At 64.3% G+C, this 18,202-nt stretch carries 21 protein-coding genes; 7 read left to right on the forward strand and 14 right to left on the reverse strand.

Annotation, left to right across the window (positions count from 1 at the left end):
• The first annotated feature begins 41 nt into the window (after nucleotides 1-41).
• Nucleotides 42-983 (forward strand): alpha/beta fold hydrolase, encoded by a 942-nt coding sequence (locus tag DV733_RS03600; protein WP_049993826.1) that lies wholly within the window; start codon nucleotides 42-44, stop codon nucleotides 981-983.
• Here DV733_RS03600 and DV733_RS03605 read toward each other — a convergent pair.
• Nucleotides 914-1,486, reverse strand: a complete 573-nt coding sequence (locus DV733_RS03605; protein ID WP_049993827.1) for an FxsA family protein — start codon at nucleotides 1,484-1,486, stop codon at nucleotides 914-916. The two genes, DV733_RS03600 and DV733_RS03605, sit on opposite strands and share 70 nt — an antisense overlap.
• A gap of 117 nt (nucleotides 1,487-1,603) precedes the next feature.
• Here DV733_RS03605 and DV733_RS03610 point away from each other — a divergent pair, with 117 nt between their 5' ends.
• Both DV733_RS03610 and DV733_RS03615 read left to right on the forward strand, forming a co-directional pair.
• A complete protein-coding gene (locus DV733_RS03610) occupies nucleotides 1,604-3,214 on the forward strand; it encodes a DUF255 domain-containing protein (protein ID WP_049993828.1) in 1,611 nt (536 codons plus the stop codon).
• 41 nt (nucleotides 3,215-3,255) lie between these two features.
• On the forward strand, nucleotides 3,256-4,059 hold the full coding sequence (locus DV733_RS03615; RefSeq protein WP_049993829.1) for a TrmB family transcriptional regulator: 804 nt from the start codon (nucleotides 3,256-3,258) through the stop codon (nucleotides 4,057-4,059).
• Nucleotides 4,060-4,061: 2 nt separating this feature from the next.
• Here the strand turns inward: DV733_RS03615 and mptA are convergent, their stop codons facing one another.
• A complete protein-coding gene (gene mptA, locus DV733_RS03620; RefSeq protein ID WP_049993830.1) occupies nucleotides 4,062-5,006 on the reverse strand; it encodes a GTP cyclohydrolase MptA in 945 nt (314 codons plus the stop codon).
• A 48-nt stretch (nucleotides 5,007-5,054) separates the two neighbouring features.
• Nucleotides 5,055-5,654 (reverse strand): HalX domain-containing protein, encoded by a 600-nt coding sequence (locus DV733_RS03625; protein WP_049993831.1) that lies wholly within the window; start codon nucleotides 5,652-5,654, stop codon nucleotides 5,055-5,057.
• Nucleotides 5,655-5,805: 151 nt separating this feature from the next.
• Between DV733_RS03625 and DV733_RS03630 the strand changes: the two genes are divergently transcribed.
• Nucleotides 5,806-6,867 (forward strand): anthranilate phosphoribosyltransferase, encoded by a 1,062-nt coding sequence (locus tag DV733_RS03630; RefSeq protein WP_049993832.1) that lies wholly within the window; start codon nucleotides 5,806-5,808, stop codon nucleotides 6,865-6,867.
• A gap of 5 nt (nucleotides 6,868-6,872) precedes the next feature.
• Here DV733_RS03630 and DV733_RS03635 read toward each other — a convergent pair whose 3' ends face one another.
• Together DV733_RS03635 and DV733_RS03640 are read right to left on the reverse strand one after the other, a co-directional pair.
• Nucleotides 6,873-7,478 carry an HAD family hydrolase gene (locus DV733_RS03635; protein ID WP_049993833.1) on the reverse strand — a complete coding sequence of 202 codons (606 nt, stop codon included), beginning with the start codon at nucleotides 7,476-7,478 and terminating at the stop codon, nucleotides 6,873-6,875.
• Nucleotides 7,479-8,136: 658 nt separating this feature from the next.
• The gene (locus DV733_RS03640) at nucleotides 8,137-8,430 is read right to left on the reverse strand and encodes a hypothetical protein (RefSeq protein ID WP_049993834.1); all 294 of its coding nucleotides are present in this window, start codon (nucleotides 8,428-8,430) and stop codon (nucleotides 8,137-8,139) included.
• 73 nt (nucleotides 8,431-8,503) lie between these two features.
• On the opposite strand from DV733_RS03640, the gene DV733_RS03645 reads away from it, so the two are divergent.
• Complete coding sequence (locus tag DV733_RS03645; protein ID WP_049993835.1) at nucleotides 8,504-9,049, forward strand: peptidylprolyl isomerase; 546 nt, start codon at nucleotides 8,504-8,506, stop codon at nucleotides 9,047-9,049.
• 54 nt (nucleotides 9,050-9,103) lie between these two features.
• A complete protein-coding gene (locus DV733_RS03650) occupies nucleotides 9,104-9,676 on the forward strand; it encodes a cupredoxin domain-containing protein (protein ID WP_049993836.1) in 573 nt (190 codons plus the stop codon).
• A 29-nt stretch (nucleotides 9,677-9,705) separates the two neighbouring features.
• Here the strand turns inward: DV733_RS03650 and DV733_RS03655 are convergent, their stop codons facing one another.
• From DV733_RS03655 to DV733_RS03665, 3 genes are read right to left on the reverse strand one after another with little or no spacing between them, the layout of a single operon-like run.
• Entirely contained in the window at nucleotides 9,706-10,008 is a 303-nt protein-coding gene (locus DV733_RS03655) for a hypothetical protein (RefSeq protein ID WP_049993837.1), read from the reverse strand.
• A gap of 55 nt (nucleotides 10,009-10,063) precedes the next feature.
• The gene (locus tag DV733_RS03660; RefSeq protein ID WP_049993838.1) at nucleotides 10,064-10,345 is read right to left on the reverse strand and encodes a winged helix-turn-helix domain-containing protein; all 282 of its coding nucleotides are present in this window, start codon (nucleotides 10,343-10,345) and stop codon (nucleotides 10,064-10,066) included.
• A gap of 44 nt (nucleotides 10,346-10,389) precedes the next feature.
• A complete protein-coding gene (locus DV733_RS03665) occupies nucleotides 10,390-11,229 on the reverse strand; it encodes an alpha/beta hydrolase (RefSeq protein WP_049993839.1) in 840 nt (279 codons plus the stop codon).
• A gap of 114 nt (nucleotides 11,230-11,343) precedes the next feature.
• Between DV733_RS03665 and DV733_RS03670 the strand changes: the two genes are divergently transcribed.
• Nucleotides 11,344-11,685 carry a hypothetical protein gene (locus tag DV733_RS03670; RefSeq protein ID WP_049993840.1) on the forward strand — a complete coding sequence of 114 codons (342 nt, stop codon included), beginning with the start codon at nucleotides 11,344-11,346 and terminating at the stop codon, nucleotides 11,683-11,685.
• On the opposite strand, the gene DV733_RS03675 is transcribed toward DV733_RS03670, so the two are convergent.
• The 6 genes from DV733_RS03675 to DV733_RS03700 are packed head-to-tail and all read right to left on the reverse strand — an operon-like array spanning nucleotide 11,686 to nucleotide 18,172.
• Nucleotides 11,686-12,237, reverse strand: coding sequence for a DUF7529 family protein (locus tag DV733_RS03675; RefSeq protein ID WP_049993841.1), 552 nt, complete (start codon nucleotides 12,235-12,237; stop codon nucleotides 11,686-11,688).
• Nucleotides 12,238-12,290: 53 nt separating this feature from the next.
• A complete protein-coding gene (locus tag DV733_RS03680) occupies nucleotides 12,291-12,710 on the reverse strand; it encodes a DUF7555 family protein (protein WP_049993842.1) in 420 nt (139 codons plus the stop codon).
• Nucleotides 12,707-14,068: an ABC transporter ATP-binding protein gene (locus DV733_RS03685; protein WP_049993843.1), complete on the reverse strand. Its 1,362-nt coding sequence runs from the start codon at nucleotides 14,066-14,068 to the stop codon at nucleotides 12,707-12,709. The genes DV733_RS03680 and DV733_RS03685 overlap by 4 nt, the downstream gene beginning before the upstream one ends.
• The gene (locus DV733_RS03690) at nucleotides 14,065-15,411 is read right to left on the reverse strand and encodes an ABC transporter ATP-binding protein (RefSeq protein ID WP_049993844.1); all 1,347 of its coding nucleotides are present in this window, start codon (nucleotides 15,409-15,411) and stop codon (nucleotides 14,065-14,067) included. Before DV733_RS03690 ends, DV733_RS03685 begins: the two co-directional genes overlap by 4 nt.
• Nucleotides 15,411-17,174 carry an ABC transporter permease gene (locus DV733_RS03695; protein WP_049993845.1) on the reverse strand — a complete coding sequence of 588 codons (1,764 nt, stop codon included), beginning with the start codon at nucleotides 17,172-17,174 and terminating at the stop codon, nucleotides 15,411-15,413. Before DV733_RS03695 ends, DV733_RS03690 begins: the two co-directional genes overlap by 1 nt.
• Nucleotides 17,171-18,172, reverse strand: coding sequence for an ABC transporter permease (locus DV733_RS03700; protein WP_049993846.1), 1,002 nt, complete (start codon nucleotides 18,170-18,172; stop codon nucleotides 17,171-17,173). The genes DV733_RS03695 and DV733_RS03700 overlap by 4 nt, the downstream gene beginning before the upstream one ends.
• Between the last annotated feature and the right edge of the window lie 30 nt (nucleotides 18,173-18,202).

Below are 18,202 nucleotides of genomic sequence, written 5' to 3' on the forward strand. Positions count from 1 at the left end.
CGGGGACACGCTCTCCCCGATCGCGTCGCTACGGAGCAGCGATGGCAGTCGAGACGACCCGTCAGAAGAGTAGCGACGAGCGCGCGGCGACGCGGACAGTACAGACGCCGGAGGGGCGAACGGTCGCGTACGCGACGTTCGGATCGGCGTCGGGAGCGCCGTTGCTCGCGTTCCACGGAACGCCTGGGTCGCGGCTGTTCGGTCGCCTGCTCGACACGCAGGCTCGCGAGCAGGATGTTCGTGTGGTGGCGATCGACCGCCCAGGCTTCGGCCGGACGGAATCCGTTCCCGGGTTCGGGCCTGCCGACGTTCCCGACCTCGTCGATCCGGTTCTCGATTCACTCGGGTGCTCGCGGGTCGGCGTGCTCGGTTTCTCCGGCGGCGCGCCGTACGCGCTGGCGCTGGCTGCGGCGCGGCCCGACACGGTGCGGTCAGTAGACGTCGTCTCGGGGGCGGTCGCGCCGTCGCTCGTCGAGGAGCCGCCACGGCAGATGCGACTGCTCTCGGGGATGGCTCGGCGAACGCCGCGGGTGCTCGGCTGGCTGCTCCGGGGCCAGTCCTGGCTCGCTCGCCGCCGACCTGCGATCATTGCCAGCCAGTACACTGATCCCGAAGACGTCCGGGAGAGCGTCGTCGAAACCGTCGCTGCGGAGTTTCGTGAGGCGATGGCCGAGACGCGAGCGGGGACGATCCGTGAACTCCAGGCGGTCGGGACGACGTGGCCCGTCGATCTGGAGACGGTCGAGCCGTCGGTGCGGCTGTGGCACGGCGACCGCGACGAGAACGTCCCGATAGAGGGCGCCCGGCGACTCGAAACGCGCCTGCCGAACGCGACGCTGCTGACAGTCGAGGGGGCCGACCATCTACAGACGTTGCTGGAGTGTCGCGAAGAAGTTCTCGAAGGGGACGGCGATCAGCGCGAGTCGTCGTCGGAGTCGACGTCGTACGCGTCGTCGTCGACGTCGACCGTATCGTCGTCGTAGGGCTTTTGATCCTGCTGTCCGGCCTGATGCTGGCCGGGCTGGTTCTGCCCGGTGAACACCTGACCTTCGACGTTGACGTCGACGTTACCGGGGAAACCGCCGGTGTAGACCTTACCAGTGGCGAAGCCGCCGGTCTTGGCGTCGACGTAGGGCGTGACGACCCATTTCTTGATCGCGAGGCGAATCGGATACCGCGTGAACGGGACCACGAGCAGGAACCCGAGGACGTCCGTCACGATCCCCGGGGTCAGGAGGAACGCGCCCGCCGCAATCAGGAGCGCGCCGTCGATCAGCTCGTCGGTCGGCGGCTCCCCCTGGGCGAGTTTGCGCTGGATCTTCCGGATCGTGTGTCGCCCTTCGGCTCGAACGAGGAGCATCCCGATCAATCCCGTGAGGACGACGATGAGTACCGTCTCCAGTCCGCCGATGATACTCGCCACCCCCAGCAACAGCAGCATGTCCAGCAGCGGGATGAGCAGCAGGACCGCGATCAGCCGGAGCATTACCCTCACCTACCAGTCCGTGATGTATCAACCTTTTCGAGTGTGTCCGGGGGTGGAACATGGAAATAGTCGCCCAGGAGTGCAAGACTCTTTTCGGCGCGCCACCGAGTCGGGGGCATGGACGAGGACACGAAAGTCGAGTGGCGCGAGTGGGGCCCCGACGCCTTCGCGGCCGCCGAGCGCGCCGGCAAGCCGATCTTGCTCTCGCTGGCGGTTCCGTGGTCGCCCGAATGTGCCGAGATGGACCGCACGACCTATTCGGAGCCGCGAATCGCGGCCAACATCAACGACGGATTCGTTCCGGTCCGGGTTAACGCCGACCGAAATCCCCGGGTCCGGGACCGCTACACGATGGGGGGCTTTCCCTCGACGGTGTTCCTGACCCCGGAAGGCAAGGTCCTGACTGGCGCGACCTTCCTGGGGGTCGACGGCTTCCGCGGAATCCTCGACACCGTCCGGGAGACGTGGGACGCCCGCGGGGAGTCCGGCGGGTCGATCCCGCGAGCGCTCCGGGATCGGGAGCAGCCGGGAGGCGAGCTGACTCCGAGAGTGGAAGAACACATGATCGAACAGCTGCTCGCGGCCTACGACGAGGAGTTCGGCGGCTGGGGAAGCGACGTGAAGTTTCCCCTTCCTCGGACAGTCGAATTCGCGCTCGTCCGCGCTCGTGAGCAAGCCACGCGGACGCTGGAGGCGATCCGGGCACATCTGCTGGATACCTACGACGGCGGGTTCTATCGCTACGCGAGCGAGCGCAACTGGGCCAACCCGCGCCGGGCGAAGTTACTCGACGACAATGCGGCGCTCGTTCGAGCATTCGCCTACGGCTATCGCTACACCGGCGAGGGGGCCTATCGCGACGCCGCCGAGCGCACCGCCGAGTATCTGACGACGACGCTGTGGACCGACGACGCACCCGCGGGCGGCGCGTTCGCGGCCAGCCAGGCCGGCGACGACAGCTACTACCGCATGGAAGCGACCGAGCGCGAGGGGGCCGACCCGCCCGCGGTCGATCCGACTGTCCTCGCGGATCGCAACGCCCTGGCCGTCGACGCACTGCTGACCTACCACGGCTACGTCGGGGACGAGCGATCGCGACGCTACGCCGAGCGCGCGCTCGAGTCCGTCCTCGAACTCGTCGACGACGAGGGAGCGGTCGCTCACTACCCCGACGAGGGGAGTCCGCGCGGCACGTTGCTCGACCAGGCACGCGTACTCACGGGGCTGACGACGGCCGGGCAAGTGCTGGGCGAGCGCGGGCCGGCCGACGCGGTCGCCGACTGGACTATCGAGAACCTCGGCGAGGGCGGCCCGCTCCGGGACGGCCCGCCCGAGGACGTTGGCCTGCTCGACCGACCGCTCTACCCACTGGACTCGGCTGTGGAGTTCGCCGACGCGGCGCTCGATCTGGCGGCGTTGACCGGCGAGGATCGCTACCGAGAGGCTGCGCGTCGCGCTGTCGGGACCTATGCGGGCGCGGCCGAACGGATGGGCGTCGAGGCCGCCCACTACGCGACGGTGGTCGCCCGCGTCCGCGACCCACAGGTCGTCCGCGTCGGCCCCGACGCGGGCAGCGACCTCCACCGCGCCGCGCTCCGACTGGCCGACCACGAGACGACCGTCGTGCCGAGTGTCGGTGGCGAGACGGCGACGCTCATTTCGGATGGATCGCCTGCCGGCGAGGCGACGACACCGACCGAGTTGGAATCGCTGCTCACGGACGTGTAAACTCCCGGTGTGTTTTTAAACGTGGAACGTGTTTCGCCAGTATGGCGAGTCTGCGAGACCTGGGGTTGTCCGAGTACGAGACGCGGGCGTATCGATCCCTGTTAGAGACGGGGCCGACAACGGCCAAGGAGTTGTCCCGAGCCAGCGACGTCCCGATGGGGCGGATCTACGACGTGCTCAACAGTCTGGAGACGCACAACCTCGTGCGGAGTCAGACCGCGAGCCGGCCGAAGAAGTACGTCGCAGTGGAGCCGGAGACGGCGCTAGATCGATTGTTGGACGACAAGAAACGTGAACTCGAAGAGAAGGCCAGCCAGTACGAGGAGATCGTCGACACGCTGGCCGACGACCTGGAGACGGCCGAACCGGTCGGCGAGACGTTCTGGACGGCCGCGGTCGGCCCGGAAGAGACCTCGGACCTGCTCGTCGAGCGGTTGACCGCCGCCGACGATCGGATCGTCGTCGTGGTCTCGCAGTTCTCCCAGCAGTTCGACCTGGACGAACTGGGCGACCGCGTGGTCGAAGCGCTAGAAGACGCCCTCGACCGGGGTGTCGACGTCTCACTGCTCATGCGACCCAGCATGGTCGAGGCCCTGCCCCGCAGCGTCGGCGAGCGCTATCGGCAGTCACTGCAACCACACGAGAACTTCGAGACGCGCACCAGCGAGGACGTCATCGGGACCTTCGAGTTGATCGACGACACCGAGGTCTGTATCGAGGTCCCCCACCCGCTCCGCGCGGGCGAGACCTTCGCCGTCATCGACTTCAAGGACCCCGAGTTCGCCTCGACGGTCGAAGACGAGTTCGCCGAGCGGTGGGCTGGCGCGAAAGAACTGCGATTGTAGTATCAGTCGTCCGCGGGCGCGTCGCCGTTGACCTCGCCCTTCAGATCTTCGAACGTCGCGAGCCGTTCTGCGTGGGCGTTGTGCTGGTGGATCGACTCGTCGTTGGATTGCTTCATTCGGATCACGGCGTCCTCGGGGAGATCAGGGTAAGTCTCGATGACGCCCTCGGCCATCGCGCGGACGCAGTCCTCGACGAACTTCGCGTCGGCGTGTGACTCGTAGGTCATGTGGTCCTCGTCCGGTCGTTTCGCGAGGTTGTAGATCCGGGCGCTCATCGAGTCCCGGGCGACCTCGATGAGTTCGTTGAGGTCGACGGGCGGATCACCGTCAGTCTCGACGGTGAGCGTGGCGTGGCCGCGCTGGGAGTGACCCGGCTGGGGCACTTCATCGAGGAAGTCGTTGATGACGTCTTCTTCGACGTTCAGGTCTTCGAGTGTCTGCTTGGCGCGAGCGACCGACATCCCCTGGCTACAGGGACAGACCGTCATTCCCGTGACTCGAGCGCCGATCTCCTCGCGAGTCCCCTCTTCGGTCGCTGTCGCCGAGGCGATGATGTCGGCGGTCGATTGGGTGGGTCGATGACTCTCGGGCGTCTCCTCACGGGTGACGTACTCGGCTTCCATTCGCACCTCGGCCTTGCTGGTGTAGTCGTGCTTGTCGAGGAGGCGTTCTGCGGCCTCGCCACAGACTTCTTCGACGTGATAGGCCTCGTCGGCGACGGCGGCTTCGAGCGTCTCGTCGATGACCTCCATGTTGCGGCTCATGTCCGCGCCCTTGCGCCAGGACGGCAGGTCGACGAAGACTTCGAACTCGGCCATCAGGACGATGGGGCGTTTGTCCTCGCGACCGAGTTTGACGAGCTTCTCGACGCCGGTGACACCGACGCGGTTCAACCCCACGGTCACGTCCGGGCTGCTCGCCTGAACGTCCGGCAACTGCTTGCTCATTCGAACCCTCCTATGGAAGAAACGTGGTTAGGGCTTTCGGAAGCGTCGTTACTCCCCGAGTTCGTCCAGCGCGGACGGCCGCGGATTCATCTCGCGGAACATCGCCGCGAACCCCTCGTCGTCGAACTCCGCAATGGTCTCGTCCAGTTGATCGCGGACACGTTCGCGGTCGTCGTGAAGGTGTTCGAACTCCTCGCTGTTTTCCAGCTCGGCCTCGCTCTTGTTGGCCCGCAGGGTCGCGATCTTGCTCGTCAACGAGTAGAACTCCTGAAATTGATCCTCGTATTTCGCACACGTGAGCAGCCGCTCGACGGTCCGAAAGAGGTCCTCCCGAGAGACGGGCTTGGTCAGGTAGTCGTCGAACGGCATCTCGATGATGTCGAAATCGGGATCGACCGCAGTCACCATCGCGATCCGGGCATCGACGCCGCCTTCACGGAACTTGTCGAGGACCTCGTCGCCGGACTCGCCCGGCATCCGACGATCCAGCAAGACGACGTCGATCCCCTCGTCGATCACCTCCAGGGCTTCCCGTCCGCTGTAGGCAGTACGCACCGCATAGCGCTCTCGCAACTGTGCTGCGTACGCGTCGGTCACGTCCGGCTCGTCGTCGACGACGAGGACCGTCGGCACGTCACTGTCTGACATCCAATCATACAGTATACTCGTCCCAAGACGCAAAAGACTTCCGGCAATCCGAACCGAATCCGGCTTCCTTCCCCGACTCCGTGTTCCGTATTGACACGGAGTATTCGCCGCGAACACGGCCTCTTTAGGGTATGGGGCCGGACGTTCGGATATGACCGATACTACCGAGAAATGGCCGTTGAAGCGCCTCATGACCGAGGTCGTCGGCTCGGGACACAAGTCCGCCGACGACATGAGTCGTGAACAGGCCCGCGAGGCCTTCGCTCGAATCCTCTCGGGCGAGCCGGATCATACCACTCTGGGTGCGTTCTGGCTGGCGAACCGCTGGAAGCGAAACACCCCCGAGGAACTGGCAGCTTTCGTCGACGTCATGCGCGAGCAAAGCGTCGAGACCGCTGCACCTGAAGCCGACCCCGTCGACTGCGGCGCGAACTACGACGGCAAAGATCGAACGGCACTGCTCGGCGTCGCGGCGGGGGTCGTGGCTGCGGCAGCGGGCACGCCCGTCGTCGTCCACAGCGGCGATCGGGTCCCCACCCAGAAACACGACGCCTACAAGCACGTCCTCGATTCGTTGAGGGTTCGGACGGATCTCGAACCCGACGAGAGCGCCGCGATGGTCGACGAGGTGGGATTCGGCTTCTACTACCAGCCGAACTTCAATCCCGGCGTCCACGGACTGTTCGACCGACGCGACCAGATGGGCGTGCGCACGTTCGTCAACACGATCGAAACGCTGGCGAACCCGTCCGGGGCGCGGGTCCACCTCGGGAGTTTCTACCACCTCGCGTTCGCCAAGCGGATGACCGAGACGCTCGGGGCCTGCGAGACGCAGGACTTCGATCGTGTGCTCTTTTTCCAGGGTCTGGAGGGTTACGACGACGTCCGTCCCGGCGCGACGACTGTGGCCGAGTGGACGTCTGCGGACGGACTGGAGGACTACACCATCGAGACGGCCCAGTACGGGATGGACTTCACCGAGGAGGACGCACTGGCTGTCGAGGACGTGGCCGAGGATTCTGCCGAGATTACCGAATCCGTGCTGGCTGGCGAGCGGACGGATCAGTTCGCCGACGCCGTGGCGCTGAACGCCGCGTTGCGGATCTACGCGCGTGGTGATGTCGAGTCGCTCGACGATGGGCTGGAGACGGCTCGGAGTGTGCTTGAGGATGGGCGTGCCGCTGACGTGCTGGCGGATCTGCAGGCCTTCTGAGCCTCTCAGAGGACGGCCGGTAGCTCGGTCAGGTCCGCGATCCGAGTATCGGGCTCGCGGTAGGGCGTCTCCTCCTCGGTTTCGACCCAGATCGACCGCATTCCGAACGTCTCGCCCATCAGCAGATCCTCGTTGTACTCGTCGCTGACGAACGCGACTGGTCGGTCATCCTCGGGAAGGCACTCCACGTAGCCCTTCGGATGTGGCTTTGGCCGCTGGATGTCCGAGGAGACGACCAGCTCGTCGAAGCAGTCGAGGATTTCGTGTTCTTCGAGCACCGTCTCGATCCACGGCCGCGCCATGTTCCCGAACAGGACGAGTCGGTGCTCGCTGGCGAGGTCCCGGATGACGTCGGCGTGTTCGTCCGGAACGTCGGGATCGAGCCACGTCCGGTCGAGATACTCCCGACAGGCGTCGCGGGAGGCTCCAGTGAGCGTTTTCAGGAGGTCGAGATAGCCGTCGGTAGTCTGGACGAACCCATCACGGAACGCGAAGTAGGCGATCCAGCCAGGGTACGGGTCGCTGTTGGGATCGACGCCGAGAATGTCCGCATGGTCGCGTTCGTCGCCGTGCTCGACGATGACGCCGCCGTAATCGAGAACGAGCTGCATTGGAATTGTGAGAGACTGTCGTCGTCGTGATCAAGTCTTCGATACGGCGACTCTGGAACCTCCTCGACTCGCGGCTAGGACTCGGAGACAGCAACGTCACCAAGCAGGGAAAGCCCTCAACTCGCTGGCGGCCACTGAGCGGCATATCCTCACACCGTTCGGATAGGGGCCGCTCAGTGACTCTCTTCGCTTCGCTCAGCGCCACGCGAGTCTCGCCCTTTCATCCGCCAGGCTTCTACCGCAACAGCACCACCCCGCAAAGCAGGCCTGCCCTTCCCCGAGTCGGCCGATAAACGGCCTCCCGGCCACCGCGGGGCAGTCAGGAAGCGTGTCGCGCGCAGAACTGCGCGCGACCGGGGAGGTGCGGGAGGCGTGACCGAAGGGAACGCCTCCGGATGTCCGAGCGGGGAGGAACGACCCGCGAGGAGTGGGGACACGATAATGCGGTGCTGCCCTGGAGGACTGAAAGGGCGAACCACGTCTTCGAGCGGGCCAGCCGCCCGCTCGAATGGTCTGAGAGAGCTTTGCTCTCTCACTAGTCGCGCTGAAAGAGAGTCGCTGGGTGGGCACTATCCGAGTGGAGCGAGGGTATCCCACCCAGCGACCGCGAGCGTGGTGAGGGTTTTCGAGGAGTTGTCGCTACTAGTAGTGTCAGTTCCTAGCGGGCGTTTCGAAGATGCGTCAGCGCCTCCTCGTGAGTCATCCCGCGCACGCCACACGCACACGAGAGCAGTTCAGGATCGTTCAGTTCGTCCACTTGCTCGCGTTCGTCACGCACCAGCACCTCATTTTCTTCATCATATTCGAACGTCACGCGATAACTCACCTGTGCGACACCCTCGATCTCGTGCGCTTCCTCGGGATCGGGGTTCTCGATGGCCTCGGCGTGCTCGGCCTGCATGCTTTCTTTCCACTCCTCCAGGGTCGCCTCGGGATCACGACCGTCAGCCATACCAGAGCAGTCCCCAGCCGAGGGAGAAAAGCCCACCGCCACCGTTATGCCCGCCGGCCGTCCACTGGAGCACATGAGTGACCTGACTGCGACACTGCACACCTCCGAAGGTCCGATCGAAGTTCGACTGTTCGACGAGCGCGCCCCGCGCACAGTGGAAAACTTCGTCAATCTGGCCGAACACGACCCGGCAGCCGACGACGAACCCGGCGTCGAGACGACCACGTGGGAAGACCCCGAGAGCGGCGAGATCCGCGGCGACTCCCTGTACGCGGGCGTGGAGTTCCACCGCGTCATCGAGGACTTCATGGTCCAGGTCGGCGACCCGCTGGGCAACGGCAAGGGCGGCCCCGGCTACACCTTCGACGACGAGTTCCACGAGGACCTGCGCCACGACGGCCCCGGCGTCCTCTCGATGGCAAACCGCGGCCCCAACACCAACGGCTCGCAGTTCTTCATCACGCTCGCGGCCCAGCCCCACCTCGACGACAAACACCCCGTCTTCGGCGAAGTGATCGACGGCATGGACGTCGTCGAGAAGATCGGATCGACCAGCACCGACATGCACGATCATCCGACGAGTCCGATCACCATCGACTCCGTCGAGATCAACCGGTAGAATCAGGACGAATTTTGGACAACGCATTTGGGGATACAGTCACCAGTCAGCGGTATGCAACGACGAAAATTCCTGGCCGGAACGGCCGTCGCACTGAGTCCAGCGATCGCCGGCTGTGGCGGCGACGACAGCGGAAACGGAAATGGCAACGGCAATGGCAACGGCAACGGAAATGGTGGCGGTAATGGCAACGGCAACGGCGGAATGACCACCACGGATGGGAACGGAATGACCACTACCGACGATGGTGGAATGACCACGACCGACGGCGGTGGGACGACCACGACCGAGCCGCCGTCGGAACTGACGGTTACGCTGGCCAGCAGCACCTTCGACCCGATCGAGGCGCACGTCGCGGTCGGCGGCACCGTCGAGTGGGTCAACGAGGACGGCTACGGCCACGACGTGACCAGCGCCCAGTACTCCGACTCGGCCGAAAGCTGGGACTACAGCGAGTCACTCTCGGGTGGCGAGTCGGTCTCGCGAACCTTCGACAGCGCGGGCGTCTACGAGTACTACTGTACGATCCACGGCGAGAGCACTATGTGCGGGGTCGTGCTGGTCGGCGACGTCTCCTACGACGGGAGTCTCCCGTGCCGGGACGGCGGGAACGGGACGAACTACTGACTGAGACAGCGCCGGCAGCGAGTGGGCGACTACCGCCAGGTGATCCGCGCGACCGCCAGCAACGCGATTGTCTCCAGACCACAGAGCGCGGCCATACTCAGCTGGATCGTCGGCGTCGTGATCTCGTACCACCTGATGAACGCGTCGTCGAGCAGATAGAGGTACAGCCAGACGATGTTCTCGACGAACAGGAACGTGGCGAAGACGAGATACGCGAGCGTGTGACTCGCGCCGTGGCTGCGATAGTTGCCGACCCAGACCCAGCCGAGCGCGCCCAGCAACAGGAGGTTCGCGACGGCCGCGGCCTGCGCGACGGTCATCCAGACGCCCATCGATTCCTCCTTGTTCGTTCGCGAGTAAAGGTGCTTTCCAAAATTCCTCCCATAACTACGCCTCCGAGACGGTGTCGAAGATTTCCTCGACGGTCTCCCAGTGTGTGCGCACCTGCTCGGTCGGCAGGTAGACCGCCCCGTAATCGTCCGAGGAGGCCGTGACGACGTTGTTCTCTTCGAGCACGCGCAGGTGATGGGTGATCGTCGTGTAGTCCATTTCGAGGGCCTCTGCCAGCTGATTGGGGTTTCGCGGCCGCTCGTCGATCGCCCGCAGAATGCGGACGCGCGTGTCCGCCCCCCGGGAACTCGCGAGCAGCTGCCAGAGGATCCCCTCCATCGACTGGCGATTTTCCCGCCGCTAATGTAAAACAATCCGTTGCCCTACCCGAGCAAGAACCTGATCGCCTCGGGGAAGCGCCGCCCCCACGCGTCCTCGTGATGGATCGCACCGGGTTCGTGAACGTATCGCAACTGCTCGTCGTAGCCGATGTCTTCGAGGAGCGCCACGAGGCGCGCTGCACCGGCTTCGAACCGTTCGGATCGCTCGGGGTTGTCGGGGAATTCGTCGCCGCCGACGTCGACGTAGAGCCTGGCGTCGACGTACCCGGTCGACTCGATGTAGTCGAAGATTCCCGCCCAGGGACCGCCGGCAGCCGGGCTCATCGCGCCCGCGAACCCGAAGACATCGGGGTCGCGAAACAGCGAGTAGAGGCTCATCAGCCCGCCCATGGACGAACCGAAGACGCCGCGGTCGCTCCGATCCTCGCTCACTCGGAAGCTGTCTTCGACCAGCGGGACGACCGTCTCGACCAGCCACTCGGCGTATGCCTCCCCACACGAGTCGACCCCGCCGTAGCGGTCGCGTTCCTCTTCGGGAAGCGCCGAGGCGTCGAAGAACGGCGAATACTCGATGGTCCGATGCTCCCCGGCGTTCGGGATCGCGATCACGATCGCTTCGAGATCCGGGGCGAGTCGCTGCATCGTCTCGTCGACCTCCCACTCGCCGTCGTTGCTGGTCGCCTCGTCGAAGACGTTCTGTCCGTCGTGCATGTAGACGACCGGATAGTCTCGGTCGCTTTCGGCGTACCTCGGCGGAAGATACGCCAGCAGTTCGCGTTCGAGATCGAGATACGGGACATCGAGGGAGTCGGAGACGCGAACGTCGCCCGCAACAGTACTGTCGGGACCGCCGTCGTACGGGTGCCACGAGAGCTGTGCCATAGCGGTCGATCCGTCGGCGGACGCTTGAAGACTTGGATCGCAATCCCGGGTCGCCCGTGGTCGCATATTCGCCGTGACCGACACCCCGAAGAGGACCCCACTCCGAGTGAGACTATGAGCGACGCGGACGACCCGATCGATCCGGCCGACGTCGGCGAGGCAGACGCCCCGCCGATCGGCGAGAAACCCTACAAGGTGCTGTTCGAGGCCAACAAGTGCATCGGCGCGGGCAAGTGCGCCTCGGTCTCCCCGAACTGGTCGCTGGATATCGAGACGGGACTGGCCGTGCCCGAGACCTACTTCATCGACGAATCGGACCTCGACCACAACGTCCGCGCGGCGGAGGTCTGCCCAGCCAAGAAAGACCGGGGCGTGATTCACGTCATCGATCGGCGCACGGGCGAGGAGATCGCTCCCGACCCCCACGGCGACGGAACGGTCTCGGTCGAGTGGTAACTACTCGTCGGGGTTCTCCGAAGGGCGAGCGCCCTCCGGCGGCCGGGCCTGTTCGGGAAGCAACGGCCGGTACTCTTGGTGCTCGAAGACGGCGATTTCGGTCCCGTCGATCGTGCGAACGTACGTGAAGATCGTGTCCTCCTCGTAGACCGATTTGAACATCCCGCGCCCGATCGTCAGATCGTAGCGGAGTGCCAGCAAGACGCTCGTCTTCGAGTCGAGGTCGAGCACCTCGATGACGAGATACAGGTACCCCTCGACCTCGCTGCTGTACACCTGATACTGGTCGAGGTCGTGTTCCTCGTAGAGTTCGCGAAACTCCTCGGCGTGGTTGTCCGGGAGGACCGTCGAGATGCCGAACCGATCGGGGTTGTCGTTGTCGGCACGGCTGACCGGCGCGGTCTGGATCGTCTGGAAGGTCGCCGCCTCCCAGCCCTCCTCGCGACGTGTCTCGGCGATCGACTCCATGTCATCGAGCGTCCGCTGCCAGGCCTGATTGTGCAGGCCGGCGTTCTCGGTGACGCGTTCGATATACTCCGGCTTGTCCTCCATATGCCCAGTTGGGAGATGCGGATGGATAACTTTTGTCGCTGGTCGTGGACCGATCAGGCGACGACGCCACCGATCTCCATGAGAAACGACGCCACGAGGACGCCGACGCCACTGACGAACAGCTTCGTCGGGGGCGTGAGCCGCTCGTTCGGCCGAAGTTCCGATCGGAGCCAGCGCAGCGGTGAGATCCGATCGACATACTGCTGAAAGCGCCCCGGATTCCGTCCTGTCTTCGTCGGAGGTCCGACGTCGTCGGGCGAACTGGGCCACATCCGGGCCGTCGCGTAGCCGATCACCAGCCACCCGGACACGAACAACAGCGTCTTGACGAGCACGAAGTCCCCGCCGAGAACGATCGCCAGCAGGGTCGACGTGACCGTCATCACGACGACGACGCTCAGCACGTACGCGGCCGTGTCGAGGGCGACCAGCGCCGCGTGGCGAACCCGCGTGCCGGTCGAACGGGCGCTCATCGATGTCGGTTTTCGAGGACCGAGCTGACGTCGCGATACGCGTCGTCGTGGCGATGACAGAGGCTCTCTCGCCCCGACTCGCTGACCGTATGATAGTCGGGCAGGATCGGTTCCTCGCCCTCCGCAGCGTCGACGCTGTGACCCTCACAGACGCTCCCGAACTCGTCGTCGAGCAGCTCCAGTGCGTCTTCCTCGCGGTTGTTTCGAGCGAATTCCGCGACGGTATCCAGCAACTCCTGAACGTCCGCCGAGAGGTCGACACCGTCGAACAGTTCCTGGTAAGCGTCTTCGATGTTGCGGAACCGCGTCTCGCGACCGAGCGCCTCGCCGATCCGCTCGCGGACCGAGCGCTCCGCGCGCTCGCGCTCGCGCATGACCTCCCGAAGTGTGTTGATCCCCTCCCAGAACTCCTCGCTCTCGTCTTCGTACTCCGGGGGACGGATCCGAGCCGGACACCGCGTGCTGAACGGACACCCTGCGGGCGGATACCGCGGATTCGGCGGCGTCCCACGCAGCGTGAATCGTTCCTTGTCACTCTTCGGATCCGGTTCGGGAATCGCCGACAGCAACGCCTGCGTATACGGATTGGCGGGATCTTCGAACAGCTCTTCGGTCGGCCCGATCTCCATGATGTGTCCGAGATACATCACCGCCACGCGATCGCAGATGTGCCTGACGACCGAGAGGTCGTGGGCGATGAACAGGTACGTGAGGTCGAACTCGTTCTGGAGATCTTCGAGGAGGTTGATGATCTCGGCCTGGACGGAGACGTCCAGGGCCGAGACGGGTTCGTCGAGCACGATGAATTCGGGGTTGAGTGCGAGCGTCCGGGCGATCCCGATCCGCTGGCGTTGGCCACCGGAGAACTGGTGGGGATACCGGAAGTAGTGTTCGCGGTCGAGGCCGACGGTGTCCAGCAGATCACGGACTTTCTGCCGGCGTTCGCGCGGCGTCTTCCAGTCGTGGACGTCCAGCGGTTCGCGGATGATCTCGCCGATCGTCATCCGATCGTTGAGGCTCGAATCGGGATCCTGAAAGACCATCTGGGCGTTGCGCCGCCACTGGTAGAGGTCGTCCCCGCTCAGGGTAGTCACGTCCCTGCCGTCGAAGCGGATCGTCCCAGCGGTCGCGTCTTCGAGCTGGAGGAGTGTCCGACCGAGCGTCGTCTTCCCACAGCCCGACTCGCCGACCAGTCCGAGCGTCTCGCCGCGTTTGATGTCGAAATTGACGCCGTCGACGGCTTTCACCGGCCGGCCGCCGAAGATGCCGCCCTCCTCGTAGTAGGTCTTGAGATCACGGACCTCGACCATCGTGTCCGAGTCTGACTGTTCGGCCTCTTCGATTGCGTGCTGGCTCATTCGTCGTCACCTCCGTCCTGTAGCTCGACGTGTCTCCTGACTGCTGCGCCCTCGGTGAGATCCTCGGGGTAGAGGAGGCAGGCAGCGCTGTGTTCGCCGTCGCCGGCGTCGTCGACCGGTACCCGAACCGGGTGGACCTCCGTGCAGTCGTCGAAGGCCTTCGGACAGCGCGGGGCGAACCGACAGCTCGTCGCCTGCTCGTTGGGCGTCGGGACGCTTCCCTCGATCGTTCGGAGGCGCTCGCCGGGATGTTGGCCCGGGATCGACTCCAGTAGGCCCTGCGTGTAGGGGTGTTTCGGATCCTCGAACAGCGTCTCGACACCGGCCCGTTCGACGATCTCGCCCGCGTACATCACGTTCACGTAATCGGAGACGTCGGCGATGACGCCCATGTCGTGGGTGATGAACATGATCGCCAGATCCCGCTCTTCTTGCAGCTCCGCGAGGAGATCCAGAATCTGGGCCTGGATCGTCACGTCGAGCGCCGTCGTCGGCTCGTCACAGATCAAGACCTCCGGATCGCAGGCCAGCGCCATCGCGATGACCGCGCGCTGGCGCATCCCGCCGGAGAACTGGTGGGGATACTCCTTGACACGGCGGCGCGCGTCGGGAATCCCGACGTCTTCGAGCAGGTTCGCCGCGGCCCTGGTCGCTTCCTTGCCGCTGATCCCCTGGTGGAGGGTGAGCGCCTCCTTGATCTGGTTGCCGACCGTGTAGACGGGATTGAGGCTCGTCAGCGGATCCTGAAACACCATCGCGACGCGGTCGCCGCGCATCTGTCGCTGGGCCTCGCCAGTGAGTCTCGTGACCTCGACGAATCCCTCTGTGATGGTCTCGGGATCGTCGGGATCACCGCCGGTGACGAACACGCAGTCGTTGTCGTCGACGAGGTCGAACTGCTCGCCGTAGCCCGCAGCGACGATGTCCGCGATCGTGACTTCCCGGCGGGTGTCGCGATCGAACTCGCGCGGAGAGAGCCCCCCGCGTTCGCACAGCTCGGCGGGATCGTACTGCTGTTCGAGACGGCCGAGATCGACGGTCCGCTTCGGGAACGTCGCGGCGTAGTCCCGGACGGCCTCGAGGTGCTGGAATCGGATGCTGCTACCCTGGATAATCCGCCCCGGCGAGTCGACCAGGCCCATCAGCGACCGCGCAGTGACGCTCTTTCCGGACCCACTCTCGCCGACGATCCCGACCGTCTCGCCGGGGAAGATGTCGAAGCTGACACCGTCGACGGCCCGAATCGTCTCTTTCTCCGTGAAGAACGTCGTCTGGAGGTTCCGCACGTCGAGGATCGGGACCTCCTCGGACTCGGGAGACGTCTCGGGGGCTTCCATCGACATCAGCCACCACCTCCTCCGGCAGTAGCTCCGTCACCGATGTCGGCTTCGGGGTCGACGGCGTCTCGGATTCCGTCTCCGAGAGCGTTGAAACCCAATACGACGAGCGCGATCATGATGCCCGAAATCGTCGAGATGTGCACAGAGTCGCCCCCGATGAACGACCGCCCTTCGTTGATCAATCGCCCCCATTCTGGCGTCGGCTGAGCGATGCCGAGCCCCAGGAACGACAGTGCTGCGACGGTGATGATGATACCGCCGAGCAGGAGCGACGCGTAGATCATAATGTAACTCATGATGTAGGGTGCCATGTGTTTGCGCATGATGTTTCGAGGTGTCTGTCCGTACGTCTTGGCGGCGTCGACCCACTCTTCTTCCGCGACCTGTAAGGACGGCCCACGTATCGATCGCCACATCCCGGGCCAGTATGCGAACCCGAGAACTATCGCCAGCAACAGCCCGCCGTCCATCGGTTCTGCGAGCCAGTGCCCGGAGTCCTGGAAGACGACCAGGATCAACATCACGAGCACGAGTGCTGGAATCGAGATGATGGTGTCACTGAGGAAGATGACGACCACGTCTATCAGCCCCTTGTAGTAGGCTGTCAACAGCGACAGCGTGACCGCGACAGCGACGCCGATCCCGACGGCCGACAGCGCGATTACCAGTGACGTCCGTGCACCGAAGGCGAGATGCGTGAGCATACTCTGGCCACTCGGTGTCGTCCCGAGAGGCATCCACCGATCGTAGTTGTCGTAACTCCAGGGTCCGATGGTCTGTTCGTTGTCGGATTGGCTGAACAGGTTCGCTTCGAAGTGCTTCACAGTGACAACTTCGCCGCTCTCCTCGTCGAAGTGTTGGAACTCGTGGTTGTTCGGTTCGTAGATGTGCTCCTGTGCACCGACTGGGCTCACCGCAGGTGCGAACAGGGCGAGGACGACGAACCCGAAGACGACGAACAGGCCGAACAGTCCCCAGTAGTGGTTTCGGAACCGACGGACTGTGTCGTCACGGGGCGTCCAGTCGAGTTCACGATAGTGGTTCCGGTAGACGTTGTAGCCTTTCCAGGCCCAGACGAAACAAGCGAAGGCGTAGATCCAGACGAGTGCGAACCGGATCGCCCAGGCCCACTTCGGTTCGAGGCCCAGGAACGTGCCGTCCCAGCCGCCGGATTGCGTCTGGTGGCCCAGATTCGGAATCACCTCCCGGCTGGTCATCGTCGGGAGGTCAGAGAGTGCACCGACGACGCTCACCCAGGCACCGACCTCCTGATCGACGATGCCGCCGACGGGCGTGTACAGCAACACCGCTGCCAGCACCGCCAGCACGCCCGTCAGGATGAACCGCTCGGCGTATAGTTGTGCCCGCCGACTCAGATCGTGCTCGAAGAGGTCGTCGAGTCCTATCGGGGAGTAATCCCGCAGGAAAAACGCGACGAGGTACAACAGTAGCAGTCCCACGAGGTCGTGAGCCAGCGAACCAGCGACCAGACTGAGCGTCTCGCCGCTGAAGAAGCCTGCGACGTTTCCTTCGATCCAGCGTGGTATCGTCGTGATGCCGTCGAACAGGAAGTTCAGGCCGACGCCGAGTTTCAACACGCCGTCGAGAATGCGACCGAACTCCAGCGCGACGAGCACGAGCGCGCCGACCACCCAGACGAGGGCTGGAGCCGGGTTCGCTCGCACTCGTGCGCGAAGCGAGCGCATCTCTGCTTCGGCGTCCGATGCAACCTCGCCGTCCGGATCAGAGCTGAGAGAGTTACTCATTGTTGGGTACTGACTCGTGGGTCGACGATCGTATACAGGAGGTCCTGCACGAGGTTCAGGAAGATGATGAGCAGTGCGAACAGGAACACCAGCGCGGCCGCCAGCGGCAGGTCACCCTGGGTCAGCGAATCGAAGTACAGTCGCCCGATCCCGTTGAGATTGAAGATACTCTCGACGATGACCGAGCCACCGATCAGGATGAACGCCTCGTTGCTGATGATCGGGATCAGCGGGATCAGGGCGTTCCGGAAGATGTGCTTCCAGACGATCGTGCGGCCTTTCAGTCCCTTGGCCTTGGCCGTCTCGACGTAGTTGGCGTTTGCCGTCTCCAAAATTGCCGTCCGGCCGATCCTGAGTTCGGACGCCATGGCCGCCGAGCCGAGGATCAACGCCCCCGGTAAGATCAGTTTGATGTCGGCGGCGACGACCCATAGCGAGTCGAACGTCAACTGCGGATTCCCGATGATCGACTGGGTGTCCGGCCCGAGCGTATACCAGTTGAACAGACCGCTATCGGCTCGTCGGAGGACCGCAAGCGCCATGATGCACAACCAGAAGTTCGGCATCGACAGCCAGACGATGCCACTGACCGACGCGACGTAATCGCCCAGCGTGTTCGGGTTGAGACCGGCGTAAAATCCCAGCGGGATCCCGACGAACAGCGGGAGCATGATCGCCCAGAACCCGAGCCACATCGTCACGGGCGCGACCGACGTGATCGCTTCCGGGATGGGCTGGCCCGCGCGGACGACCCAGGATTCGCCCGAGAACGTGAGCAGGTCGCCCACGTATTCGACGTACTGATCCCACAACGGATCGTTGAGACCGAGTTCCTCCTCCAGCCTCGCGACGTCCGCCGGGTTCGCGTTTTGACCCAATCTCGCTGCGACCGGATTCAACGGCCCCATCCGGAGCATGACGAACAGAAATGTCATCACCGAGAACAGAATAGGGACCGAGAGCAGGAGGCGCTTGAAGAAGTACCTCCAGCGGCTCATACGATCTCACCCGCCGATTGTCTATACCAC

It is taken from the genome of Halapricum salinum (assembly GCF_004799665.1).
Taxonomy (GTDB): domain Archaea; phylum Halobacteriota; class Halobacteria; order Halobacteriales; family Haloarculaceae; genus Halapricum; species Halapricum salinum.